18 protein-coding genes are annotated in these 25,983 nt (G+C 51.9%); 9 read left to right on the top strand and 9 right to left on the bottom strand.

The window, feature by feature from the left end:
* Positions 1–132 precede the first annotated feature (132 nt).
* Together BUB30_RS23645 and BUB30_RS23640 are read left to right on the top strand one after the other, a co-directional pair.
* Positions 133–1,740, top strand: a complete 1,608-nt coding sequence (locus tag BUB30_RS23645) for a L,D-transpeptidase family protein (protein ID WP_073138955.1) — start codon at positions 133–135, stop codon at positions 1,738–1,740.
* Positions 1,741–2,085: 345 nt separating this feature from the next.
* Complete coding sequence (locus BUB30_RS23640; RefSeq protein WP_073138952.1) at positions 2,086–2,916, top strand: 3-keto-disaccharide hydrolase; 831 nt, start codon at positions 2,086–2,088, stop codon at positions 2,914–2,916.
* Between the two features lie 520 nt (positions 2,917–3,436).
* Here the strand turns inward: BUB30_RS23640 and BUB30_RS23635 are convergent.
* On the bottom strand, positions 3,437–5,899 hold the full coding sequence (locus BUB30_RS23635) for an ABC transporter permease (protein WP_073138949.1): 2,463 nt from the start codon (positions 5,897–5,899) through the stop codon (positions 3,437–3,439).
* An 841-nt stretch (positions 5,900–6,740) separates the two neighbouring features.
* Between BUB30_RS23635 and BUB30_RS23625 the strand changes: the two genes are divergently transcribed.
* The 3 genes from BUB30_RS23625 (at position 6,741) to BUB30_RS23615 (ending at position 10,083) form a co-directional block, all read left to right on the top strand.
* Positions 6,741–7,319, top strand: coding sequence for a Crp/Fnr family transcriptional regulator (locus tag BUB30_RS23625; protein ID WP_073138944.1), 579 nt, complete (start codon positions 6,741–6,743; stop codon positions 7,317–7,319).
* A gap of 86 nt (positions 7,320–7,405) precedes the next feature.
* Positions 7,406–7,831 (top strand): hypothetical protein, encoded by a 426-nt coding sequence (locus BUB30_RS23620; protein WP_073138941.1) that lies wholly within the window; start codon positions 7,406–7,408, stop codon positions 7,829–7,831.
* A gap of 332 nt (positions 7,832–8,163) precedes the next feature.
* Complete coding sequence (locus tag BUB30_RS23615) at positions 8,164–10,083, top strand: T9SS type A sorting domain-containing protein (RefSeq protein ID WP_084138330.1); 1,920 nt, start codon at positions 8,164–8,166, stop codon at positions 10,081–10,083.
* 335 nt (positions 10,084–10,418) lie between these two features.
* Here the strand turns inward: BUB30_RS23615 and BUB30_RS23610 are convergent, their stop codons facing one another.
* The 3 genes from BUB30_RS23610 to BUB30_RS23600 all read right to left on the bottom strand — a co-directional run bounded on the left by BUB30_RS23610 (position 10,419) and on the right by BUB30_RS23600 (position 15,962).
* Positions 10,419–12,383 (bottom strand): amylo-alpha-1,6-glucosidase, encoded by a 1,965-nt coding sequence (locus BUB30_RS23610; RefSeq protein ID WP_073138936.1) that lies wholly within the window; start codon positions 12,381–12,383, stop codon positions 10,419–10,421.
* 62 nt (positions 12,384–12,445) lie between these two features.
* Complete coding sequence (locus BUB30_RS23605) at positions 12,446–15,070, bottom strand: MGH1-like glycoside hydrolase domain-containing protein (RefSeq protein WP_073138933.1); 2,625 nt, start codon at positions 15,068–15,070, stop codon at positions 12,446–12,448.
* Positions 15,071–15,158: 88 nt separating this feature from the next.
* Positions 15,159–15,962, bottom strand: coding sequence for an SDR family oxidoreductase (locus BUB30_RS23600; RefSeq protein ID WP_073138930.1), 804 nt, complete (start codon positions 15,960–15,962; stop codon positions 15,159–15,161).
* 475 nt (positions 15,963–16,437) lie between these two features.
* Here BUB30_RS23600 and BUB30_RS23590 point away from each other — a divergent pair, with 475 nt between their 5' ends.
* Positions 16,438–17,613 carry a hypothetical protein gene (locus BUB30_RS23590; protein ID WP_073138925.1) on the top strand — a complete coding sequence of 392 codons (1,176 nt, stop codon included), beginning with the start codon at positions 16,438–16,440 and terminating at the stop codon, positions 17,611–17,613.
* 92 nt (positions 17,614–17,705) lie between these two features.
* Positions 17,706–18,119, top strand: a complete 414-nt coding sequence (yiaA, locus tag BUB30_RS23585) for an inner membrane protein YiaA (RefSeq protein WP_073138922.1) — start codon at positions 17,706–17,708, stop codon at positions 18,117–18,119.
* Positions 18,120–18,217: 98 nt separating this feature from the next.
* On the opposite strand, the gene BUB30_RS23580 is transcribed toward yiaA, so the two are convergent.
* From BUB30_RS23580 to BUB30_RS23570, 3 genes are all read right to left on the bottom strand, one after another.
* Entirely contained in the window at positions 18,218–18,949 is a 732-nt protein-coding gene (locus BUB30_RS23580) for a hypothetical protein (RefSeq protein ID WP_073138919.1), read from the bottom strand.
* Positions 18,950–19,126: 177 nt separating this feature from the next.
* A complete protein-coding gene (locus BUB30_RS23575; RefSeq protein ID WP_073138917.1) occupies positions 19,127–19,966 on the bottom strand; it encodes a polysaccharide deacetylase family protein in 840 nt (279 codons plus the stop codon).
* Positions 19,967–19,989: 23 nt separating this feature from the next.
* A complete protein-coding gene (locus tag BUB30_RS23570; protein WP_221408781.1) occupies positions 19,990–22,746 on the bottom strand; it encodes a family 78 glycoside hydrolase catalytic domain in 2,757 nt (918 codons plus the stop codon).
* Between the two features lie 164 nt (positions 22,747–22,910).
* Between BUB30_RS23570 and BUB30_RS23565 the strand changes: the two genes are divergently transcribed.
* Complete coding sequence (locus BUB30_RS23565) at positions 22,911–23,633, top strand: 6-phosphogluconolactonase (protein WP_073138915.1); 723 nt, start codon at positions 22,911–22,913, stop codon at positions 23,631–23,633.
* Positions 23,634–23,655: 22 nt separating this feature from the next.
* Here the strand turns inward: BUB30_RS23565 and BUB30_RS23560 are convergent, their stop codons facing one another.
* Positions 23,656–24,036 carry a hypothetical protein gene (locus tag BUB30_RS23560; RefSeq protein WP_073138912.1) on the bottom strand — a complete coding sequence of 127 codons (381 nt, stop codon included), beginning with the start codon at positions 24,034–24,036 and terminating at the stop codon, positions 23,656–23,658.
* A 47-nt stretch (positions 24,037–24,083) separates the two neighbouring features.
* Positions 24,084–24,269 (bottom strand): type II toxin-antitoxin system HicA family toxin, encoded by a 186-nt coding sequence (locus BUB30_RS23555; RefSeq protein ID WP_073138909.1) that lies wholly within the window; start codon positions 24,267–24,269, stop codon positions 24,084–24,086.
* A 491-nt stretch (positions 24,270–24,760) separates the two neighbouring features.
* Here BUB30_RS23555 and BUB30_RS23550 point away from each other — a divergent pair, with 491 nt between their 5' ends.
* Complete coding sequence (locus tag BUB30_RS23550) at positions 24,761–25,978, top strand: CehA/McbA family metallohydrolase (RefSeq protein WP_221408780.1); 1,218 nt, start codon at positions 24,761–24,763, stop codon at positions 25,976–25,978.
* Positions 25,979–25,983 lie beyond the last annotated feature (5 nt).

Raw genomic sequence — 25,983 nt, 5'->3', positions numbered from 1 at the left:
AATAATCACGTTTATAGTCGTGGGGGCTGACCCTAGCGTCCCGGGTCACGGACCCAGGGCAAGGCCCTCCAATGTTCCCCGGTTTTATGCTTATTTCTCTGTTTCGTCGTCATTTCTGCGTAATTTTTCCATATGAAAAAAATCCCCCTCTTGGTTTTCCTGGTGGCTTGTTTTTGTGGTTGTAAAGAGACCTCCCATCTCACCGACCAGGCCGGCGCCGATTCCCTGCGCGAACAAAAAATGCAGGAAGCCCAACTCGTGGCCGGCAATTTCAGCGACCAAACCTCCTTTCATTTCGACAGCAGTGCCTTGCTCTCGTTTGTGAAAAAGTACCCCGACTTTGCTTCCTACACCGACGACCTCGAGAAATTCTATCGCGCACGCAGCTACTCCTATGCCTGGTATGACCGCCGCGGACTGATCGAGCAGGCCACAGGGTTGTTCAACCGGATCCGAAATCTAGACGAAGACGGCCTCACCAAGACATTACCCTACATCCGTTTGTTCCAGGCCCTGATGGACGACCGGGACACGCTGTTGCAACGCGAGCCCATGAACGCCGAGGCCGAACTGATGCTCACCTCGCAATACTTCAGTTTTGCCCGTCACGTCTGGCAAGGCATCGGCGAAGACGAGACGCGTAAACTCGAATGGTATCTGCCCCGCAAAAAACTCGATCTCAAAACACTTATGGACTCCCTCCTCCTGCCGTCGGGGCATGCGTTTGTGGCGCGCGAACCCGTTTACCGCCAATACGCATTGCTGAAATCGTATCTAAAAAAATACAAGGAGATCGAATCGGCCGGTGGATGGAAACCCATCTCACCGGAAAAGAAATCCTATCAAAAAGGCGATTCGTCGTTGGTCGTTCTCCAGATCCGCAAGCGACTGTTCGCCACGGGAGAGTATGCCGGAGATACGACCTCGCTGCTTTTCACCCAAGATCTTGAAACCGCTGTCAAAAGTTTCCAGGAAAGCCGGGGTGCCATGACCGATGGCGTGGTGGGCACGGGCGTGATCCGTGAAATGAATATACCGGTGGGCGATCTCATCGAGAAGATTGTGGTCAACATGGAACGGTGCCGGTGGGTGCCCGAGCGGATGGATGGCGATTATATGGTGGTAAATATTCCTTCTTTTAAGCTGTATGTGTATCAGTCCGATTCGCTGGTTTGGGATATGAATATCGTGGCGGGGCAGGTGCTTCACCAGACGGTGATCTTTACGGGCGACCTGAAGTATATTGTATTCAGCCCGTATTGGAACGTGCCCACGAGCATCCTGCAAAACGAGATCATGCCGGGCATTCAAAAAGATCCGGACTACCTGGAGAAGCATAACATGGAGCGCGTAGACAACATGGTGCGCCAAAAACCGGGTCCACGAAATTCGCTGGGCCTGGTGAAGTTTCTCTTCCCCAACAGCTACAGCATTTATTTTCACGACACACCCTCCAAAAGCCTGTTCGACAAAGACAACCGTGCCTTCAGCCATGGTTGTATCCGGTTGGCCGAGCCCAAAAAACTGGCTCAATATCTTTTGCGAAACAATCCAGAGTGGACAACAACGAAAATAGATGCCGCCATGAATGCGGGCCAGGAAAAATATGTAACACTCAAAAAAACAGTCCCCGTGCTCATTGCCTACCTCACCGCGTTTGTCGGCCGCGACGGAAAACTGAATTTGCGCAAGGATGTATACAACATGGACACGCGACTCGGACAAATGATGTTTCAATAATCGTCATGTCGCAGGCACGAATGGTTTAAAACCGCATGCAATTCAAGACATCCCGAGTTTCGAGAGCACGAAATCCGGAAGCACTACAAAAGAGATAAAACGAAACCCGGCAAATTCAGAAAGCGCGCCACCCGTTCAGAAATGGGTACCACGCAGATTCCGGGGTGATTTATTTTATCAACATTTTAAATGTCTTGATCTAAATATCCGCTATCAATTGTGTCTATGAACGGTCGGCGTGTTCCCTCCAAACTCATGTTGGTGAAGAACACCAACATGGGCAAATTTCAATAAGAATTCGTACCTTATATATCATCGGGTGGATAATCATTATCAAAAATCATCATGCGCCAATCAATCTTACTTTTGTTTTCGGTCCTTCTTTCAACCAAAGGCATCTCGCAAGATCCTCCCTGGACAAAACTATTGACTGAAAAAGATCTGGCCGGCTGGGATACGTATTTGGGTCCCTCCTACGACACGATCTTAAACGTGTGGGACCACACTCCCCTCGGTCTGAACACCGATCCCCTGAAAGTCTTCTCTATCGTGACCATCGATGGCCGCGCGGCACTGCGAATATCCGGTGAACGTTTCGGCGGCATTTCCACACAACGGGCGTTCAAGAACTATCACCTGCGGCTGGAGTTCAAATGGGGCCAGTCCAAATCACATCCCAAGAAAAACAACAAGCGCGACAGCGGCTTGCTCTACCATGCCGTTGGCGAGCACGGGGCCGACTTCGGATTCTGGATGCGCTCACAGGAATTTCAACTCCAGGAAGGCGACTGCGGCGACTATTGGGGTGTTGCCGGCGGATCGTTTGAAGTGACCGCCAAGGGAGATTCTGCTAACTACATTTACAACCCCAAAGAAAAACTACTCCTGTTCAACGAGAAATCGCCCCAGGGAAGACACTGCATAAAAAATCCCGACGCCGAGAAACCGTCTGGCGAATGGAACGTGGTGGAGCTCTATTGTTATGGTGGCACGGCGGTGCACGTGATGAATGGGAAAGTGGTCATGGTGCTGCAACATTCCAGTCAGCTCGACAACGGCAAGCTGACGCCATTGCAGGAGGGGAAGATCCAGTTGCAAAGCGAAGGCGCTGAGGTTTATTACCGGAATATTGAGATTCAGTCCATTAGTAAAATACCAGCTAATTTGTTGAGGTGACACCCTATCGATATGTCGCAGGGCCCGCACGTCATGTCGCAGGCACGAATGGTTTAAAAACGCACGCTCGTAATTCAAGACATCCCGAGTTTCGAGAGCAGTGAATCCGGAAGCACTGCACGAGAAATAAAACGAAACCCGGCAAGTACAGATAGCGCGCCGCTCGTTCAGAACGCGTCACCCTGCAGATCCAGGGATTCGTTTTGTTTTATATGACATGAGATGTGCTCCACGTTGAATAATGCCAAGCGCACACCGAAAGCGTTCCGCCCCCTTCGAAATGCATCACCACACGGATTTCATTGCGCTATCCACGGGGTTCCTTGAACGCGTGCGAGGCTCGAGGCAGTTTGTGCCTGCGGAACGACATGCGCTGTCGGCAAATCTGTAGGGCTTCTTTAATTGCATCACCACACGAATTTCATTGCGCTATCCACGGGGTCCCTTGAACAAGTGCGAAGTTCGAGGCAGTTTGTGCCTGCGGGACGACGTGCTCTGTCGGCAAACTTGTAGGCCTTCCTTATTCCTGTCGCAATGAGTTTGTTGGGTTGGCGGTGGCGGCGCGGAAACAGATGAACCCTACCGTTGAAATGGAGATGATCAGCAAGATGATCAGGGGCGCTACGTACACATCCCATCCCGGAGAGATGTGGAAGGCAAAGCTCGAGAGCCAGCGGTTCACAGCAAAATATACAAGGGGCATGGCGATGAAATAGGCCACCAGCAGGAGCTTTATAAAATCGCGGGAGAACAAAGCCAGGATGGTCGTTACCGACGCTCCCAGCACTTTGCGGATGCCGACTTCTTTGGTGCGATGGACCACGGCAAAAATCGAAAGCCCCAGCAAGCCCATGCAGGCAATGATGATCGCCAGGACGGTGAAGATGCCAAAGACACTGCCGAGGCGGACGTCGGAATTGTACTGACGGTTGAAGTATTCGTCGAGGAAAAAGTACTCGAATGCGTTGTTGGGGAAAGCTTCGTCATATACTTTTTTTACGGCGTCGATCGATGCGGTCATGTTGCCGGTGCCCAGGTGGATGGAAATATAATTCCAGGAAAAGAAATCGGGGTTGATGAACATCATCGGCTCATAGCTCTCGTGCAGTGAAACCTGGTGATAGTTTTTGATGACGCCCACGATCTCTCCGTGTTGCTCGTTCGGTCCCATGCCAAAGGATATTTTTTCGTGGAGCGCATCCTCCGGTTTGGCAAAGCCTAACTTTTGGCTCATGACTTCGTTGATGAGGATCGGCGCTTCCTTATCATAGACAAACAAATCTTGCTTGGTCAGATCGTGGCCGGCCAGCAGCGTGATGCCGAAGGTGGAAAGAAAATTTTCATCGATTGATTTCTGGTAGCAGTTGAAGTTTGCGTCGGGCGCCTGGCTGATCCTGCGGGCTCCGTTGCGGGCCAGTAGCACTTTGCCCGGAACGCCATTGGAGACGGTGGCATTTTTTACGGAAGCCAATTGGGTCACGGCATCTTTGAACCATGAAATATGGGTCATGATCGTGGAGTCGAACACGGCCGGTGTCTTTAGCACCAGCACCTGGTCTTTCGCATAGCCCAGATCCTGTTTCTGCATGAACGACAATTGACGGTACATGGCGATCGTGCCCGCGATCAGAAAAATTGACAACATATATTGAAAGGAAACCAAACCTTGTCGCAGCCATTGACCCGACGCCGATTTATAGAATTTTCCTTTCAACACCTGCGCCGGATTGAACGACGACAGCAATAATGCGGGATAAGCGCCCACCAAAAGCGTTCCGATAAAAAGAATGAGGAGGGCCAGGATCAAAATGCCGGGGTTTGCCCACAAGCCATGCTCATACAATACACCACTGATATCCTTTTCAACGATCTGCTCAAAGAACGGCATCGCCACCACCAGCACGCCGGCCGACACCACCATCGCCAGGAAGTTCACCAGGAAAGCATCGAAGAAGAATTGGATGACCAATTGCTGTTTGCTCGCCCCAACCACTTTGCGCAGTCCTACTTCCTTGCTGCGTTCCAGTGACTTGGCCGTAGACAAGTTGATGTAGTTGATCCACGCCACCACCAGGATGAAAATGCCCAGCAAGCCCAGGAAGTAGACCACCCGTTCGCTTCCGTTGGTATCTTGTTCCAGGGCCAGGTTGGAGGTGAGGTGAATGGAAGACACGGGTTGCAGGAACATGCGGATGTCCCACTTGTACTCGCGCTTCACGTCGCCCAGGTATTTATCGACAAAGGCCGGCAGTTTGCTTTCTAACGCGGTGCGGCTTGCTCCTGGTTTGAGCAAAATGTAGTTGTAGAATTCCGGCCAGCGCCATTGATCATAGCCCCACTTTTCGCTGAGGGAAGAGAAGGAGACGAGCACGTTGAACGACAGGTGTGAATTTTGAGGAACATCTTTTAACACGCCTGTTACTGTGAGGCTGACTTCACGGTTCAGGCTCAATTGTTTTCCCAGTGCGGGTTCATCGCCAAAGAATTTTTTGCTGATGGTCTCGGAGATAACGATGGAGTTCGGCTCCTTCAGCGCCGTGGCCGGGTTGCCTTGCAACAGCGGATAGGAAAACATGGTAAGAAACGGCGCGTCGGCCAGAAACATTTTCTCTTCGTTGAACGCCAGTGCATTTCCCTTTTTATCCTGCGTGGAGAGGGTGACGGAGCTGACGAAGAAATTGGTCCGCGCCAAACGCGAAAACGCCTCCACTTCGGGGAAATCGGCCTTCATGGCCGGGGCCACAGCCGGGTGGTTCGTAGCGGACTCGTGTTGGGAATGGTCGGCGTCAATGTTGCTCAGGGTGACGCGATAGAGCCGGTCGGCGTTGGCATTGAACCGGTCGTAGCTGCGTTCGAATTGAATGTATTGATAGATCAGACCACAAATGGACAGGCCGATGGCGAGCCCGGCAATGTTGATGGTTGAAAACACGCGATTCCTTACAAGGTTGCGCCAGGCTACAATTAAATAATTCCGGATCATGCGCTAAAAGTTTTGGTTGGCGTTACCAAATTCGTTCCACCTTTCAAACGGGTCGAAAGGCTCATTTTGAGGTCATTTTGCGCCCATGCCGGGTGCGTTGTATCCGTTTTTGAAAATGGGGGGTTCGGAATCGGGCAGCGGCGCGGGTGTGATCCAGACCTCTCCGCCCATGGCACTGGCGCGATGCCGCTTACACTTCAAGTCGTGGAATTTTGATTGGCGTATGATCGTATCCCGTGTTGAGATTGATCTGCTGGGGGCTTTGCAGGCAACGAAAAAGACCAAGTGAAGAAGAAGAGCTTTTTCTCTTACCGACTGATAACTATAACGGGTTGTGTCCGGCTTGCTGATCTCCCCGCTTTCTTTCGTCCGCTTCCGTTTGCTCAAATACTTTTTCCCACTCGTTCCAGTCTACGCTGTTAAGGTATTCTCTCGCCTCTTGATTTTTACGAAAAACCTCCACCTTCATTCTTGTTAGTCCATAGATCGGAAAATAGATTTGAATTTTTTTTTAGATGATTGAAAATCATCAATGAGACATTTCCATGGCTAACATTTTGAAAGAATTACCTAACGCGATCGCTCTCCGGACACCAACACAATGTTAGCATCCATCACTGAAAGGATTTTGCAGCCTGTAAATTCGTGATGGCTTTCTCAAATATTTTTAAGACACAAGGCGGGCGTTCCACCAAACGATGTTATAATCCAGTCCCGGCAATAGTACAATAAAGAAAGTGGCGTTGTAAGACAGAACCTTCTTCGGCGAGCGCCCGTTTTAAATTCGCTATATTCGACGATTGGAATTTTCGGATTACACATTTTTTGATTCAGTTGGTCTATGGATAAAGCTTATTTACGTCTTGCCAGGTATTTCCAGGAAAACACGGCATTGAGCGAGGCCGATATTGAAGCCGTGATTTCGCTGTTCCATTATAAAAAGGTGAAGCGTCATCACATGCTGGAGCAAGAGGGAAAGGTGTGCAAGCATTTTTATTTCGTGGCCACGGGTTGCCTGCGGCTTTATGAAATCGATAAAAAGGGAAATGAGATCACGGGCAAGTTTGCGCTGGAGGACAGTATCATCAGTGCCATCACCAGTTTCATCACCCAGAAAAAGTCACGCGATTTTTTGGCTGCGCATGAGCCCTCGGAGCTTCTGATCATCAACCGGGAGGATTTCTACAAAGCCTTTCAAACCTTTCCCGCGGTGGAGGCGCTCTACCATAAGTTTATGGAGTTTGCCTTTGTCCATTCGCAAATGCGGGTTTATATATTTCTTGGAATGGAAGGCATCGACAGACTTAAATGGGTCATGGAACACGAGCCCAAGCTTTTGACCCGTATTTCGAGCAAGGCCGTTGCCTCTTATCTGGGCATGACCAACTCCACGCTGAGTAAATTAAAAGCAAAGCTCTAAAACGTTGTCATATGACAACGTTTAGGAATGATCGCCCCGGCATCTTTGCATAGTGATTTAAGTTTCATCCTTAAAAATTATTCATTATGCCACTTACAGTAATTGCAACACAAGGTGTCTTCTCACCTGCCAACGAAAAGAAAATCGTGCCCCAGCTATCTGCATTGATGCTTCGCGTGCATGGTCTGACCGGCAACAAATTCATGACCCCGGTGGTGATCGGTCACCTGGAGGTGGTCGCTCCGGACCTGATCTTTTCAGGAGGCGTTCCCGTCACTTCCGTTTTTATCGAATGGAAGGTGCCGTCCTTTGGTTTTGCCAGCCAGCAAATTCTGAATGACTATGTTAAAGAAGCTACCGAAGCGGCAGTGGAGCTCTCGGACGGAAAACTATCAAAGAAGAATGTCTTTGTAAATGTTGTTCATGCCGTGGATGGGTCGTGGGGGATCCATGGGAAGGCGTATACCAATGCAGAACTCGGCGCAGCAGTGCAAGCCAATCTGCCTTATTAGTACACATTCCTTGCGTTCGACGGTTGCCATTCAGATCGGTCGACGCAGGTCAATGCAACGGTTGCGGATATTGTAGGGACAAGAAAAACCAGTGACCATCCGCGCTTCACAGAATTCCCGCATGCCGGTCATGACATCCTTAACCGTTTTCAGGGACGCGCCAAGCATCATGCATTCCTCCTGCTGTGCGCGTCCCTATCGCATCACATTTCTGTAACAAAATGCACAGCAAATGGAACAAACCTGCTATCGGCGCACAAGTGACAAAACGAACTTCATGTCCCATTAATTTGGATCAGACAACAAGTTAGGACAACCAAAAAAGTACCCTTATGAAAACACCCTCACTCACGTCGTGGAGGATGCTCCTCCTTGCGCTCTTTGTAACCTTGCGTGCTGCAGGCCAGTTTAGCCCCGTTGCATTGCCCCTCGGCCTTCAGCCGACCGAATCCGAGATGGTCGTTTACCAGAACAACCTGTACCTGGTGCTGCAGAATGCGACGCACGACAGCTTCTCGCTTCACAAATACAACGGCAGCGTGTTCACGGCTGTGCCGCTGCCGGCCAGCTACAAACTTTATCCCAACACCCAGTTTGAAGAAGTGAACGGCCAACTCTATTTCATGCCCGACCACACCGCCGGCGATTTGGTCAACACCGCCGAGCTGATGCGCTATGACGGCACCACCCTGACGGCCATCGACATTCCCGATGCCATCATTCCCAGCGACATCCTGCAACTTTCAGGGCACCACCCGTTTGCCTTTGGGAACACGCTCTATATCGAAGCCGTGCACCTGGATTCCATCACATTCGATCTTTTCACACAGACCGTTTGGATAAAATATGATGGCACCACCTTCTCCCGGATGCAGGTGCCCTATCGGTTCACGTGCCAGCCCGTAGGCGAACCGGCGAGACCCAGCGACAAGAGGATCTATCAAGGCAAGATCTATATGCGTTACCAGGACCACATCACGGGCAGACGCGAGCTGATCAGCTTTGACGGCACCACCGTTAGTGTCGAGACGATGCACCCGGATGAAATCGCGCTTCCCGGTGGATGCGACATGGAGGTCTACAACGGAAATCTCTACATACCCACGTCGACCCCAACCTCACCCGACCGACCCTTTGCCGGCAAACTGGACCGCTATAACGGCACGGCCATCACGGCGGTGACTATACCTGCCAGCCTCAGTTATGCCAAAACAACACTAGCGGAATACGGCGGAAAATTATTTGGCGCCATGCACGATGCCAGTGTCGCGCCGCGGTGGTATGCCTATGATGGCACAACGTTCACCCTGGTTCCCACACCCTCCGGAACCGCCATCCACCCGGCTGGCGATCAGCAAGTCTTCCAATGCAAGCTGTACATCAACCTGCAAATCGGCATCTATGCCGGCACGCTCATTCATGCGCTCTATACCTACAGTGATATCGCAGCATGTTCTATAATACCCCTGCCCTTCGAACGGTTCGACGGGTTTGACATCCGGAACTATCGCCGGGAGCGCGACTGGTGCTGGACCGGGCCCGAAATCGATTGGTCGATTACGCCGTGCACATTGCCCGATTGCATCGACCCGCTCGTCCGCCTGTCGCTGCTTGACAAAGATTCCAAGACGGTGTGGTCGGAGACTTATCAGAAACCCTTCAGCACCGTCTTTCCCGTGGAAGACAAGCAGCCGCTAACGGAAGTCGTTGCCTTGGGACAAAAAGACAAAACCTTCCAGGACGCGCTCATCTTCGACAAGGATCTTGTTCCCGGCGGCATTCAGACCATCGGTCTGTCGATGAAGCCAAAGCAAAACAAGGTTCAGCTCGTCGTGGAAACCCAAAAAGGTCAGACAGTCCCGATCGTCATGGCCTTGCTGGATAGCAAAGGGAAAACATTATGGCAAGAAAAATTTGTGGCACCGCTCAATACTCAAGTCAACGCGGTGAGTTCCCAACGCGGCGTGACGTTGCGCTTTACGCTGGCCGAGGCACTGAAGGGAATAACCTCCGTATCCATTTTCCCTAACCCGGCCGTGGGCGCACCAGCCATCAACATCGCGACCAACGGTACGAAGGTACCGGCCACGGTGACGATCACGAACTTTAACGGCAAGACGGTCTACCAGAAAAATCTCACTGCCCCGATCATTGACCACCCCGATCTTTCGTTGGCGACACCCGGTTTGTATATCGTTACCGTTACAAGCGGAGTGGGTAGTGCGTATAAGCAGACTATTGTAATTAAATAAAAGGAGCCCATCGCGCTGGAGTGACTAGTGCGTGTCCGCAGAATGATGAAGTACTGCCGGTTTTCCGACAACGCTCGTCGTTCCGCAGGCACGCACGTTCCCCGTGCTTCGCACGTGTTCAAGGAACCCCGTGGAGAGCACAATGGAATCTGTGTGGTGATGCATTTCTAATCGGGCGGGACACTATCGGTGTTTGCCGGTTTTCGTTTTAACCCGTGTGCAGTACATCCGAGTTTTGTGCTCTCGAAATTCGGGATGTCTTGAATTGCGCGCGTAGGTTTTAAATCGTTCGTGCCTGCGACATGACGTGCGTCCGTCTTTCGTACAGCAAAAGATTAGAGCACCAAGTCATGTTTGACCGCTACACGTAACACCTCCGCCACACCCCAGGCCTGTGCTATGCAGCCTCTTGGGGTATGAGGAGCTTCCCCATCAAATATTTCAGAGACCGATCCAATGCAGGCTTCGTCCAGATGATGGAAGAATTTCAAAAGGAGGCGCGTCGCTTCCGCTTTGCCTTTGTCTTCTTTCACATACATCACGGCGTCGATATACGGCCCCAGCAGGAAGCTCCACACCGTGCCCTGGTGATAGGCACCGTCGCGGTACCAGAGGTTGCCCATGTACACGGGTTTATATTCGCTGTCGGTGGGCGACAGGCTGCGCAATCCTCTTGGTGTCAGCAAATGACTGCTAATGGTCGCCAATACTTTTTTTGCACGTTCCTTGGTGAGCAAAGGAAACGGCAGGCTTATGGCGAAAACCTGGTTGGGGCGGAGCGCGCTGTTTTTTTCTGTTTCCGTTATATAATCAAACAGCGCTTGCTGGTCTTCATTCCAGAACAGGATGTTGAATTGCTCTTTTACTTTTGCAGCTTTGACAGCATAGGGTTTTCCCAGGTCGGCTTTGCCGCTTTCGGTGAGCAGGAAATTCATGATACAATGTGCATTGTACCAAAGGGCGTTGATCTCTACGGCTTTTCCGCGCCGTGGCGTCACCACCCAATCGGCAACCTTGGCGTCCATCCAGGTGAGTTGCACGCCCTCTTGTCCACCGGAGAGGAGGCCGTCCGCTTCGTCGGCTTTGATGTTGTAGCGCGTACCCTTTTCGTGCCACATCATGATGTCTTCCAGGATGGGAAGGATCTTTTTCAGGAAGGCCTTGTCTGTTGTGCTGTTGTAGTAGTGATAGATGGCTTGAAAAAACCAGAGTGTGGCGTCGATGGTGTTGTATTCGGGTGGTTCGTCGCGGTCGGAGAAACGGTTGGGCAGCATGCCTTCGCTGACGATGCCCGCAAACTGAAGCAGGATTTTCTTGGCTTCATCAAAACGGCCGGTGACCAGGCATAGCCCGGGCAGCGCGATCATGGTGTCGCGGCCCCAGTCGGCAAACCACGGATAGCCGGCGAGGACGGTGCTGAGCGCTCCCCGCTTCACAATAAACTGATCGGCCGCGAGTGCGAGGCGCTTCAGATTTTCGTTGCTGGAAAATTTACCGACCAGGCCTTCCCTTCTTTTGGTTTCCCGGGCAAACAGTTTGGCCGCATCCTTTCCGGTAGGATCGTCTGTAGAAATGATCACACCCAAGGTGTCGCCTTTCTTTAGGGTGACGGAAAAGTTGCCGAGCGTATAAAGATCCTCGCGATAGTCCAACCCTCGCTCCTGCTCTACGGCATATTCAAAATTGCGATACCAGGTTTGATTTTCGGTGAAGCTTGAACCGGGCACCGCGATAAAAATCTCCGGGCACGTCAGATAATTCAACGTTCGAAAAATACCTTCATCAAAAATATACTGGGTACCAATGGCATCGTTGGCAAACGTGAGGCTGTGAAAATCGCGGCAAGAACTCAATGGCAGCAACTCCAACGTGAAGGGCCGCCGGGCGCGGATCACTTCGTATATCACGAGCGTTGTGTTTTCGCCGTGCACGGCAGCAATGGTTTTCCGGATCTCGACACCACCGGCCTCGTAGGTGAACACGGGGAAAAGCTGCCGTTCAAAATTTTTCAGATATTGAAATCCTTTTGGGTGCACAGCACCGGGATATTGGTTGGCGCCCAGCTCGAAACGCTCTTCCGTGTTGCCAGGCCCTTTCACCACCAACGTCTCTTCCAACTTCGACAACGCCACCACGCGACCCACGGGTGGATGTTGTGCCGACACCAGCAAGCCGTGATACTTGCGCGAATTTGCCCCGGAGACCGTACCGCTGGCGTACCCTCCTATACCGTTGGTCTCCAGCCACTCCAAACGAAGGGACTGATCAAAATCTGAAAGCGTTTTCTTGTCAAACTTCATGGCCTCATCCTTTTGTGGACGTTTAGCTTCCTCACTAAAAAAGAAACGGGATGAAATAGTTCCTAATTCTTTCTCCGCGGTTGTATCAATTTGGCAACGAGACCCGTCCAGCCCGTTTGGTGCATGGCACCCGCGCCCCGTCCCGTGTCGCCGTGAAAGTATTCATAGAAGGGTATATAATCCCGGAAGTGGGGGTCGTTCTGAAATTTCTTAGATTCTCCGAACACCGCGCGATGGCCATTGGCATCCCTGCGGAAAATACTGATCATGCGTTCCGACAGATCGTCGGCAATCTGTTTCAGTGTCCGCATGTTACCGGAGCCGGTGGGGTGCTCCACTTTGAAGTCGTCGCCATAGTAGTGGTGAAAGCGTTGCAGTGACTCGATCAACAAAAAGTTTACGGGAAACCAAATGGGGCCACGCCAATTGGAGTTTCCTCCAAACAGGGAGGAGTCGCCTTCGCCGGGCGTGTACTTCACCTTGAACTCGTTGCCGTTGGCGTGCAACACATACGGATGATCGAGGTGATAGCGCGACAAAGCGCGGATGCCATAGCCTGACAGGAACTCGCTTTCGTCCAGCATGCGCTTCAACAGCCGTTTCATGCGGTGGCCGCGCAACAGCGACAACAAGTGACGCGCGCCCTTGCCTTTCACGGTCCACCGCGAAATGAGGTTGGCCAGGTCGGGACGATTTTGCAGGAACCACCGGGCGCGTTCATAAAAGGCCGGCATCGCGTCGTAAAGCTCCTGGTCCAGCACCTCCACGGCAAACAAGGGGATGAGGCCCACCATGGAGTGGATCTTCATCATCGTGCGCTGGTTGTCGGGGGTGCGCAACACATCATAAAAAAATTCATCTTCTTCATCCCACAAGTCGATCTTTTCATTGGCCATGGCCCCGGCAATGTAGAGGAAGTGTTCAAAGAACTTGGTGGCCAGGCTTTGATAGATGGGGTTCTCTTTTGCCAACTCCAGCGAGATGCGCAACATGTTCAACGTGAACATCGCCATCCAACTGGTGCCATCCGACTGCTCGATGTATCCTCCGGTGGGGAGCTGCGAACTGCGATCGAACACGCCGATATTGTCCATTCCCAGGAAGCCGCCTTGAAAAATATTGTTGCCGTTATAATCTTTCCGATTCACCCACCACGTGAAATTGAGCAGCAGCTTGTGAAACACTTCTTCCAGGAATTTCCGGTCGCCTTTTCCACCTTGCAGCTTCTCGTCCATTTTGTAGACCCGCCAGGTAGCCCAGGCGTGCACGGGTGGGTTCACGTCGCCCAATGCCCACTCGTAGGCCGGCAGTTGTCCGTTGGGGTGCATATACCACTCCTTGGTGAGCAGCACCAATTGGTGTTTGGCAAACTCGGGGTCCACCATGGCGATGGGAAGACAGTGAAAGGCCAAATCCCAGGCGGCATACCACGGGTATTCCCAGGTGTCGGGCATGGAAATGATGTCGCAGTTGCTCAGGTGTGTCCAGTCGTGGTTGCGGCCATGCTCTCGTTGTTCGGGTGGCGGCGGTTGCGCCGGGTCGCCTTTTAGCCATTCCGATACATCGTAGAAATAGAACTGCTTGCTCCACAGCATGCCGGCAATGGCCTGGCGTTGGATGTTCTTCTTGTCGTCGTCGGCAATGCCGGTCTGCACCCTGTCGTAGAAGGCATTCGCTTCCTGCAGGCGTTGCTCAAACAAAGCATCGAAATCCTGGAAGGGATCGACTAAGTATTTTGCCGACAATCGCAGGGTGATGGTGCTGGATTTTCCGGCAGCGATGGAAAGGTTGTAATCGAAGGCGCCCTTTGTTCCGCGGTGCACGCTGCTGATGGCCTCGCGGTTGCCGTGCACGACAAAGTCGTTTATGCCATCTTTAAAAGGACCACTACCCTCGACGTTGTAGAGGCGCTTGAGGTTGGTTTCGTTCTCGCAGAACAACACTTCGGGCTTGCCGGCACCCACCAGGTAGTAATTGCCAAGATCGCGGTGATTGATCTCGATCACGCCGTCTTCGTCGCGGGACGCTTCGGGCTTATAGTTGTCATAACCCCACGCCCATGTGTTTCTAAACCAGATCTGCGGCAACACGCGGAGCGATGCTTTTTGGGGTCCGCGGTTGTGCACGGTGATGCGGATCAGCAAATCGTCCACGTCGGCTTTGGCGTATTCCATGAATACGTCGAAGTAGCGATCATCGTCGAAGATGCCGGTGTCGATCAGTTCATATTCGGGATCGAGCTTGCCGCGACGGCGATTTTCGTCTACCAACTGGCTGTAGGGGTATGCTTGCTGCGGGTATTTGTACAGCATCTTCATGTAGGAGTGCGTCGGCGTGCTGTCGAGATAGTAATAGATCTCCTTAACGTCTTCGCCGTGGTTTCCTTCGTGCCCGGTGAGGCCGAAGAATCTCTCTTTCAGAATGGGGTCTTTTGTGTTCCACAGCGCAACCGAAAAACAGATGCGCTGTTTCTCATCGCTTATGCCGCCAATGCCTTCTTCGCCCCAGCGGTAGGCCTTGCTTCGGGCAGCATCGTGCGACACATATTCCCAGGCGGTGCCACCCGGACTGTAGTCTTCGCGGACGGTGCCCCATTGCCGTTCGGTGAGGTAAGGTCCCAGAAAGCGCCAGTTCGCTTTCTTGTCGCGGTCGTCCAGCAGGCGTTGTTCTTCGGCAGTTGGCGTCATCGTGGTGGTGCTTGCGCAGTTTACGCTGAGTATTATTTTTTCAGGAATGAATTTTTATAAGGGAAGCTTCTGCAGATAGAAGTTTCCGTTAGCCGTTGTCTTCAAAGCCGGGATAGAGCAACATGCCGCCGTCGACAAACAGCGTGATGCCGTTCACATAGTCCGAGTCGTCGGAAGCCAGCCACACGGCTGCGCCGCCGATGTCTTCCGCTTCGCCGATACGTTTTTGGGGGATGAGTTTTAGCAACTGGTTGTACGACTCCGGCGTTTGCCAGGCCGCGTGATTGATGGGGGTGCGGATGGCGCCGGGGCCGATGCTGTTGACGCGGATCTTTTGCGGTGCATATTCCTGGGCGATGGTTTTCATCAGCATCATGATGCCGCCCTTGGAGGCTGCATAGTTGGCGTGGCCTGCCCAGGGAATGACTTCGTGTACCGAGCTCATGCAGATGATCTTGCCCGCGGCCCTCGAACGTTCGGGCACCACACCGCGGCGCAGGAATTCTTTTATGGCTTCGCGGGCGCAGAGGAACTGGCCCGTGAGGTTGATGGCGATGACGCGGTTCCATTCGTCCAGCGTCATGTCGTGAAATTTGGCGTCCTTCTGCAATCCGGCGTTGTTCACCAGGATGTCGACGGTGCCAAATTGTTTGATGGTTTCCTGGAACATGGCCTGCACGTCGGCTTCGTTGCTCACGTCGGCCTTTACGACGAGGCCGTTGCCCCCAGCGTGTTTTATCTCGTTCAGAACGGCCATGGCCTTGTCGGCGCTGGCGGAGTGGTTGATCACGACTGCGGCTCCTTCGGCCGCCAGGGCTTTGGCCACTCCCGCGCCAATGCCCGAGCTGGCGCCCGTGACGATGGCGGTTTGTCCTTCCAGTTTACGTCTCATGCAGTAGGGTTTTTTACGTAGGTCAAATTACGGGTTTTATCGCTATAAATTTATTGCACAACGGTAGTCTTCGGCTATATCTTTTACGGGTGGCCATTCAGGTTTGTTTGAGGATGCAAAGACGGCGGCCTCCTCTGTGAACACGAAGTCATTTTTTGGGCTCGAAAACCTGCCTCCGGGTGAGGCTTCCATTGCTAACTCGGCCGGGTCAGGAAGTGAAAAAAGCGTTTCGAGACCAAAAACAACATGGGTAACGCTTGCGATAGTGTGTGCCCAACACACTTTTTTATTTACGGCAAAGGTCTTTACCTTGCCACAAGTTTGTTTTACGGATCCCGCATTGCCCCGGGCCTTTACCTTGTTATTTGTATGAGATTTTTGACGGTTATCACGTTGTCCTGTTTTACCCAGAGACATCATTACCCTGCCCAAAACTTTGTTCTGTTAACCCCCTAACCCCCTAGTCCTTTTAGCTATGAGAATTTTGTTTGTTATTGTTTTGTCCTGTTCCTTTTTGCACGCTTTTAGTCAAATTGAATACGAGAAAGGTTATTTCATCAACAACGACGGCGTTCGAACCGACTGCCTGATCAAGAATAGCGATTGGTTTGGTAGTCCCGACAAGATCCGGTATAAGAATTCAGAGAGTTCCGACCCCGTTTCCCTGAGTGTTTCCGAGATCAAAGAGTTGGGCGTTGGCAACGCCAGGTTTATCCGAACAACCTTGATGGCAGAACTCGCGACCCGGGATATCCGGAAGATCTCGGTCAATAAAAATCCGGAGTGGAAGGAACAGACGCTCTTTCTACGCGTTCTGGTTGAGGGCAAAGCCAACTTGTACCATCACCGCACAAAAGGTTTTGACTACTTCTTCTTTTCCATCGACAATGGTGACATCAAACAACTGGTATACAAACTGTACCTGCTCACCTACGAGGAGATGAGGAGCAACGTGTATTATAACACCAATACCAACTATGGCGAGAACCGTGAATACATCAATCAACTTCAAACCTATGTGTATTGCGCTTCGTTTTCCATCGAAAAAGTAAAGCAGGTCAAATACGAACGGAAACCCCTCGCCAAATATTTCACCGACTACAATACCTGTCATGGCATCGTGGCGGTGGATCGCGAAAAGCATTCTAAACAAAAGGTCCATCTCAAGATCGCACCCGGCATCGGCACAGGTTCACAGACCCGGACCGGGACCGTTACGCATATTGATTACGGCAAAGGAACCGACTACCGGTTGGGAGCCGAACTGGAATTTGTTTTGCCCTTCAATAGAAACAAGTGGTCCATCTTTTTGGAACCGGGATATCATTCTTTTAAGACGACCGGAAAGAACGCCGTCACCTATCAATCCATCGAAACTACTATTGGTGCACGGTATTATTTTTTCCTGGGTAAAAACACGTCCTTGTTCCTCAACGCAGGGATAGTCGGCGATCTGGCCCTTACCTACCAAGCTCGCGATTTCAACGCATCGGGAGTCAGCATAAGTTTCGCGGGCGGCGGCGGCTTTCAATATAAAAAGTTTAGCCTTGAGGCGCGCCAATACGGCACCCGGAGACTGCTTACCGACGGATCAGACACTTGGTTAAATTTTCAGAAGCTATCTTTCATCTTGGGGTACAAGATCTTTTAAAGCTCATGTATAGACCATCATCAAAAAAATATTCAATTGAACAAGTTCGTCCCGCTCATATGAAATTCAAACCTTAACCAACCTTATATCTTATGACACAAACACAGAAACCATCCAATGCTTTTATCGCCGCATCCTGGATCGCACTCCTCGCGGGCATGGTCTCCTTCAACATCGGGCTCTGGAATGCTGAAATGATGCTGAACGAAAAAGGATATTACTTTACCGTGCTCATGTACGGATTGTTCTCTGCCGTGTCGCTTCAGAAAAGTGTGCGCGACCAACTGGAAGGCATCCCCGTCACCAACATCTATTATGGCCTCAGCTGGTTCTCGACCATTCTCGCCATCCTGTTGCTCGTGGTCGGTCTCTGGAATGCAACGCTGACGCTGAGCGAAAAAGGATTTTACGCCATGTCCTTTTTGCTGAGCATGTTTGCCGCCATCGCCGTACAGAAGAACACGCGCGATATGGCTAAAGCCGAAAAGGAGCAGGAACAACCCTAGTACGAATCGACCGACCGACACAAAAAAAACGTCCTGTGATCCAGGACGTTTTTTTTATTTAAGGGTATGTAGAAGCCGTCAGCTTCGCTGTTGACTGCTTAGAACTTAGCTGATTTCTTTACGATCTTACCCAACTTGCCTTTCAGTTCTTCGAACAATGCATCGGTGGCGTCCTGGCAAAGGGGTTGGATTTTGTTTACGTCCATGATCGGAATATTGCCTACTGCGGGCACTTTTCCTTTCGATTCGCCGAATTCGCGGATGCGGAAAACCTTGTCGCATTTCTTATCATACAAAAACATGTTGAGGTAGGCTACGGCTCCTGCCGCAAAGCCCATGCTGCGTCCTTTGAACTCGTAGTCCATGGTCACAAACAAAATGCCGTCAGCCTGGGGGAAGATCTTGGCCAGGTTGCAAGGGTCGCGCTTTTCTTCTTTCAGCAAGCCCTGGATATCGCCATAGGCCCAGATCATGCCTTTTACCATCGCGTATTGGATACCCATCGACTTGTTGAAGCCGCTGGAGGTGTCGGCCAACATAGACGACTTGAAGTTCTGATAGTCCGGGTTGCTGCTGATCTCATTCTGATCGATCAACTTGAAGGGGAAGTCTTTGGCAAACTCGTTCACGAAACGCTCGTAGGCTTTGTCTACCAGGGGTTGAAGGTTGAAGTTGGGATCTTTCATCAACGATTCGCCTATGGTGCTCATGCCGGTGCCACCAATTTTTTTGTCGCCATAAAACGTGACGAGCGCTACTTTCTTTTCCTGGCTAAAGCCGGTCAAGATCAAACTAAGGATGAGGGATGCAGATAAAATGATTTTTCTCATAGATAAGGTTTTAGGTACACAAGTCGAAAGATACGGGGACTTACCCATACTTTCTCCAGGGCAAATATTAAGATATTATGCAGGATTCGTGTTACCACGTAATAATTCCCTTCCTTTTCCAGAAATTCAGCGTGGTCTTGTCCCTTAAACCAGTTAGAGCAGTAGGGTTAGGGTGGTCTATTTCTTCAGGTCGGCATAACTGACCAACTGGACGCCCTTTCGGCGTATAGCCTCCCGTATACGATTGTCGGTGAACAAATCCGTTACCCCCTGCCGGTCCGTGGCCACATTCTCATAGCCAATGTGGAAGATGGCCTGTAGCTCGGGCGTATCCAGACCGGGGTGGTCTACAAACAAGTAGGTTTCTCCGGGCTTTAGCGTCTCCAGCATCGCCAGGAAGCTGCTCACCTTCTCTTCAACGGTTTGGTGAGGGCCCTTGTAGCCCACTCCCTTCACCCCTCGCTCGGCCGGGTCGATGTCGATCTTGTATTCTACGGCCAACCGTTTGGCTAGTGCCTTCACGGCCGGATCCATGTCGTAGCACCCCATGTGGGCACTGATGTGACTTATGCGCGGGATCTTTTTCAGCGCCAGCCCGATCTGTGCGCGCATCTCTTTTTCGATGTCGGCCAACGTCCATTTGTTTTCGGTGAGCGATTGGCCTGGGTAGTTCTTGTTGGGCCAGATCATGGGATAGAAATAGCCATCGGCGTCCGTCAGACTGGGACACGCCGAAACGGGGCGGTACTTGATGTTCTCCCATTCGCTGGTCAACGCAATGTGAATGCCGACGTCGATGCCCGGGTTATCGCGCAGCAGCTTCACCGCCTCCGGGAACCACGGCGAGGGCACGATCACTTCGATGGACGTTTCGATGCCGTCCTTATAACTCTTGATCAAGGCCTCGTTGCCGGCGTGTGAAAATCCCATGTCATCACCACGCACAATGAGCCGGGGCGGTGTTTGGGCCTGGAGCGTGGCGGCGGCCAGGAGCAGGATGGGGAACATGCTTTTCATGCGTTCTTTGCTTTGGGTGGATATTAATTATGGGTTGTCGCTTCAAAGGTGTAGTCGCCGCTGCTGATCTCTACCACACCGTAGCCGTCCACATAGCGCACATGCTTCGACATGCCCTCCTTGCCGATGATGGTGCCATTCTCTTTCAAGTCGCCGCCCGGCGTCAACGGGACCCACACTTCGCCGCGGGTGTTGGCGGGTATGGACACCGTGAGCAGAAAGCGGTTCTCCTCTTTTTTCCAGTCGCTCACGATCTTGCCCTGGATAGACGTATAACTGCCTTTTGCCCACGTCAGGTCACCGGCGGGCTGTGGCTTGATCTGTATTTTGCGGAATCCAGGGGCCAGCGGGTTGATGCCCAGCAACGAGCGGTAGAACCATTCGTCGATAGAACCGAACATCGGATGGTTTTGCGAGGGCGCGTTGTCGGGATATTCCCACGACTCCCACAAGGTGGTGGCGCCTTCATTCAGCATAAATCCCCACCCGGGATAGTCCTTTTGATTGGCGATGCGATAGGCCACTTCATTCTGCCCGCTTTGTCGCAGCACATCAAACATCATTTTAACACCAAAGATGCCCGACGCCACGTGATCCTTATGACGCGCAAACTCGCTCATCAACACCGCCCACGTTTTGTCTTTTTCCGGCGACAGGTCATACCACAGCGCAAACAGTTGTGCCGACTGCGTGCCGTTGTCGAAGCGGCCCGTATGCGGCACCAGGTATTTCTCCGCGATGCGCTGCCGGGTCTGACTGGCCAGCTTGGCATACTTCACGGAATCTTCCGGCTTCTTCAAGATGCCCGCAAACTTCGCCGCCAGCAACGCATGGTGATAATAGAACGCAGACGCGCTCAAGGCTTCCGGTTTTGGATCGATCGCCACGTGGTCGCTAATGTCCCAATGAAAGAGGCCGTCGATGGCTTTGGATTGGAGGAAGGCCAGTTGCCGGACCACGTTGTCGTATTGTGTGGCGATGATGCGTTCGTCGCCATAAAATTCATAGAGTTGTTCCTGCAGGTAAGGGAACCCCAGCTGCCATCCCAACGGACCCGATTCGTCGCCCAGGCCTTTGTCGGCGATGCCCGTGTAGGGCGCGGTTTCTGTGATGCCGCCGCCGGGTCGTTGTTCGTTGGCGAAATCGCGCACGGCCTTGGTGTAGAAGGTGCTCATGTCGAAGTTGTACATAAAGGCATCGGCGGTCACCACCATGTCGGCACCATAGCCCATCTTCTCCCGACCGGGACAATCGGACTGAACGCTAAACACGTTGCTCAAAAAAGTCCACTGGATGGCTTCGTGGATTTTGTTGAACATGGCATTGGAACAAGCAAACTCGCCGTTGCGGGTCAGGTCGGCGTTCATGCGCAGGCCTTCGATGTTGTCAACCGTGGGCTTGCCAGGCCACCCGGTGATCTCTACGTAACGAAAGCCGTGAAAGGTGAAGCGGGGCGACCACGTTTCGGTGCCTTCCCCTTTCAGCGTGTAGCTGTCTTCCTGCCAGGCCGTGGCCGGCGCACCCGGACCGCCGTTCATGTTCCATAGGGCTTTCAACTGGCCCGCTACTGTGGTGAGATAATTCAAAGTGCCATCGGGGAGCAAGGCCTCTCCATAGCGCAGGCTGACCCGGGTTCCTTTCTTTCCTTTGACCGTGATGCGTGCCACGCCGGCAAAATTCTGTCCCATGTCCGCGATGTAGACGCCGGGTTTTATTTCAAGGATTCGGGTGGGCTTTAGCGTGCGGGTGATCCGGATGGGGGGCTGCATTTGGGCGTGTAGCGCGCCCGCCGGGCCCTCGGCAAGGGATGCATTTTTCCACGCGTTGCCTGAGGGTTTCAACCCATTCCAGCCCTTTATTTCCAGGCGGGCGTCATAGTGCTCGCCCAGGTAAACGTTGTTGCGCACGATGGGGCCGTTGGCGGTTTGCCACGAGGCATCGGTGCCGATCACGTCGCTCGTGCCGTCGGTATAATTCAGATGGATCTCTGCCTTCACGCAAGGCCGGCCCGTCTGCTGCACCGTGCGGAGATTGAAACGGCCAAATAGTTTCAGGGGCAGCGGATCCCACCAGCCATTGCCCAACATGATGCCGATGACGTTCGGGCCGGCCTTTAGCGTTGGGGTGATGTCGTGCACGACATAAAGGGCTTCTTTTTTATAGGTGGTCCACCCAGGATCCAGCACGTGGTCGCCGATCTTCTTTTCATTGAGATAGGCTTCGTAGTAGCCTAACCCCGAAATGTAGAGACGCGCAGAGGCGAGTTTCTTTTGGACGTTCAGCGTTTTTCTAAACAAAGGCATCGGGTCGTCTTTGTAAAAATCCTCGTCGCGTGCGGGCAGCGTGCTTCCGTTGTCGATCCACTTGGCCCGCCAGTCGGATGGTTTCAACATAGCCGTTTCAAACCAAGCTTCACTGCTCCAGGAAGAGGGAGGATCGTGTTCGTGGTAGGTGCGCACTTTCCAATAGTAGCGGGTGAATGAGCGCAAGGGTTCGCCCTTGTAGTCGATCTGTGTGTTTCTATTGCTGATCACCTTGCCGGTCGACCAGACCGTTGATGGCCCGCCTTCCTGGCGAACCTCGATCTCATAGGCTGACTGGTACTGGTCTTTTGCCGCCGTCTCAAAATTCCATCCCAGCCGTGGTGTGTCCGTATCGATGCCCAGCGGATTACTTTGGTATTCGCAGGTAAGGTGTGCGGGTTGAAGGAAAGAAGTGCGTTGTGCAAAGGAAGCGGGAACGAGGACGAGGGCAAGCAGAAATGAGATGAGCGTTTTCAAAGGCGTACGATTTAGGGAGATGTTCAAAAGTATCGGGTATCACAGGAGTGGCTATCCTGTGCTGTCGGGCAACATGGCGTTCCGCGTGTTCATGAAAGTTACACAACAACGCGCCATCCTGAAATAACCCGGAAGTGAAATTTTTAAAGTACATTTCAGGAATTATGAAGCTTCACATTTACCCCGACTATAAAACCCTGAGCCGCGCCGTGGCGGATGTGGTCGGTCTGTATATTTCCAAAAAACCAAAATCGCTGGTTTGCCTCGCTTCCGGGCATACGCCAATGGGTGTGTTCCAATGTATGGTGACGGATATTTTGGACAAAAGACTGGATGTGAGTCAATGCACCTTTGTCGGCCTAGACGAATGGGTAGGCTTAGGCCCGCAAGACGATGGCTCTTGTCGCGCCATGATGGACGATTCCTTTTTTATCCCCGCCAGCATTCTGCCGGAGCAAATTCATTTCTTTGATGGATTGGCGACCAACCTGCAACACGAAGCCGAGCGCATCAACGCACTGATCAACAAGCACCACGGCCTGGATATTATGCTGGTGGGCGTTGGCACCAACGGTCACATCGCCATGAACGAGCCGGGAACACCGTTTGACACACCGGCCCATGTGAGCACGCTGGCCGAAGAAACCAAGACGGTCGGACAAAAATATTTCTCCCAATCCACCAAGCTCGACAAAGGCATCACCCTGGGGCTACGACACGTTCGCGAAGCCAGGCTGCCCATCCTCATTGCCAATGGCTATACAAAGAACGCCATCCTGAAAAAAGCCCTAGGCCTTCCTCCATCCGAAGCACTGCCGGCAAGTATCTTTCAACAATTGGAACACGGTGTGGTCATGGTCGATGCGGAAGCCGGCGAGGCCTTGTAACGCCGGGATAGTGGTGCAGAATTCAGATCAGACTAATCTCCGACAACTCCTTCCCTATGGCTTGCATGCCTTCCAGAATTTTCTCGGTTTGTTTTGGCGAAGGTTTTTTCACGCCTTTCACATATTGGATCAAAAGCGTGTAGTTCATCCCCACACGGTTTGAGAACGCCTTCACATTGATGGGAAAAATTTCAAACAGGTTGCTCATGTCAAGCTGAAAGTCAAGGTCGCGCGCCGTCACCTCCCGCCCTTTTCCCTCCTCCTCCAAATAGAGATTTAAGGATTCGATCATATTGGTGGAGAGTTCTGTCAACGTTTTTCCCGTGGTAAAGGCTGGATACTTTTCGCAATAGGCGGAAAAACCTGTTCCTGTTTTCTCAATTTTTACAACCAACTTCTTCATGTTGTTCTTTTTTAGGGTCTTAAAAAATTAGGGTCACTATTCTGTTTCTAAAGGCCTGCTCTTTTTTGAATATTCCGGAGAAGCCCTTTACCGATCTCCGCACTGCCATGATTGGGCACGGAGATAAACGCCTTTTCTTTTTCCGGATGCTTCATGATGACGTGCGATCCGCTTTGCCTGTCCACGTACCACCCCGCACGCTGAAGCCTGCGCAGCAATTCACTCGCTTTCATGCTTTTTCATTTGCCCCCAACGTTTACAACAAAGTAAATAAAAGTTTACCTACAACACAACAAATAAGTAAATAAAAATTTACCTTTATTATGCCCTTGGTGTCGAATTACAACGAACTTTAGCCGCGATGTTCCTCTCACATTTCCAACCGATTACTAACACCTGAATTCTAGCTCCCGACTCCCACATTCTGACTCTGGCTCCTGGATTCTGGATTCTGGATTCTGGCTCCCTGATCACAAAGGGTCTAGTCCTCCGTAAGTGGTCAGCCATCTTCGAAAACGTTCCTTAATATCCTTCATGTAAGCAATAGACCTCACGATGCGATCGTGACACCAGGGATCATCTGCACAGTCCGTTAGTAAAAGTTAATATGATCGGCGCTTCATCGTGCCTATACCTTTATCCGCAGAGGAGAATTTTATTTTTTATCATAAGAATAATCTTAACGAAATAATAATCAATACTTAATACTTGTCATATGCTATTCATGAAGAGAAGAAGAACGCAACGAATGAACATTGTCCGTGTGGGATTACTGTTGAGTCTGGCGATTTGTATCCGTGGTGTTTCCTTGGCGCAGACAGGCTACGTTAATCCGTGGGCGATAAAAGATGTGGGCACATTGCCGCCGGTTGCCAGTCTTACCGATGGCGTGTGGCTAAAGGGTGATCTTCATGTGCACTCGCGGCATAGCAAAGAGTCTTCGAATCATCCGATTTCAAAAATCACAGCCTTCGCAAAATCCGTTGGTATAGACTATCTCTGCATCACCGATCACGACAATCATGTGAATGGCGATGTTGCGCACAACACGTGGGCAGATCCTGAGTTCAAGTCATCGCCGGTGTTGCTTTTATATGGTGCGGAGTGGACTACCACCCGCGGTCATGGCAACACGTTCTCGGCGAAGCCTTATGATCACCAGCGGCTCTATGATGTCCGCGATCAGCGCGATGCAACGGTGGGTGCGGTGAAGAAGGAATTGGGCATTCATCTTTCGGCCAATCACCCGAGTGGGAAAGACCATTTTGGATATTCGTATGATATGATCGAGTCCATCGAAGTCTGGAACTCGGCCATCTGGTCCAAGAATGCCAACGCGATCATGATTTGGGATGACATGCTTTCGTCGGGCCGCAAGCTCACCGGCCGCGGGGGCAGCGACGTGCATCATGGCACTCCTGACACACCTGAACAGGCAACAAAAAATACGCCCCAGGCAAAGGCCAACTACATCGGAACGCCCACCACCTGGGTGTTTGCCACGGCAAGGACTTCACAAGCGATCATCGATGCGCTCACCAATGGGCGGGTTTCGGTCAGTGCAAATCCTTATGCACCCCGCGTTGAATTTTATGCAGACCTCAACCAGGATGGCAAGATGGACATGATGATGGGCGACAACGCCAAGGCTGCCGGAAAGCTCGTCACCTTCCGCGTGCAGCTCTCGGGAAGCGCTGCGGATGGCGAGTACACGGTGAACGTGGTGAAGAATGGTGGTACGTTCGGCACCTATCAGATCAGTGGCAAAACACCTTTTGTCGAGTTTACAGATACACCGGCAGCCTTGGGTCGCACCTATTACCGCGTCGTGGTCGAGGGCACACCCACGGCCTATCCGCAGGTTCCCGAATCCATGGCGTTGAGTGAGCACATGGTTGGGTTGTCGAACCCGATCTGTTTCAACTTCGACCCGAACTTCTGATACCC

This window comes from Chryseolinea serpens (assembly GCF_900129725.1).
GTDB classification, from domain to species: domain Bacteria; phylum Bacteroidota; class Bacteroidia; order Cytophagales; family Cyclobacteriaceae; genus Chryseolinea; species Chryseolinea serpens.
This window is presented reverse-complemented; position numbering and strand designations above follow the sequence as displayed.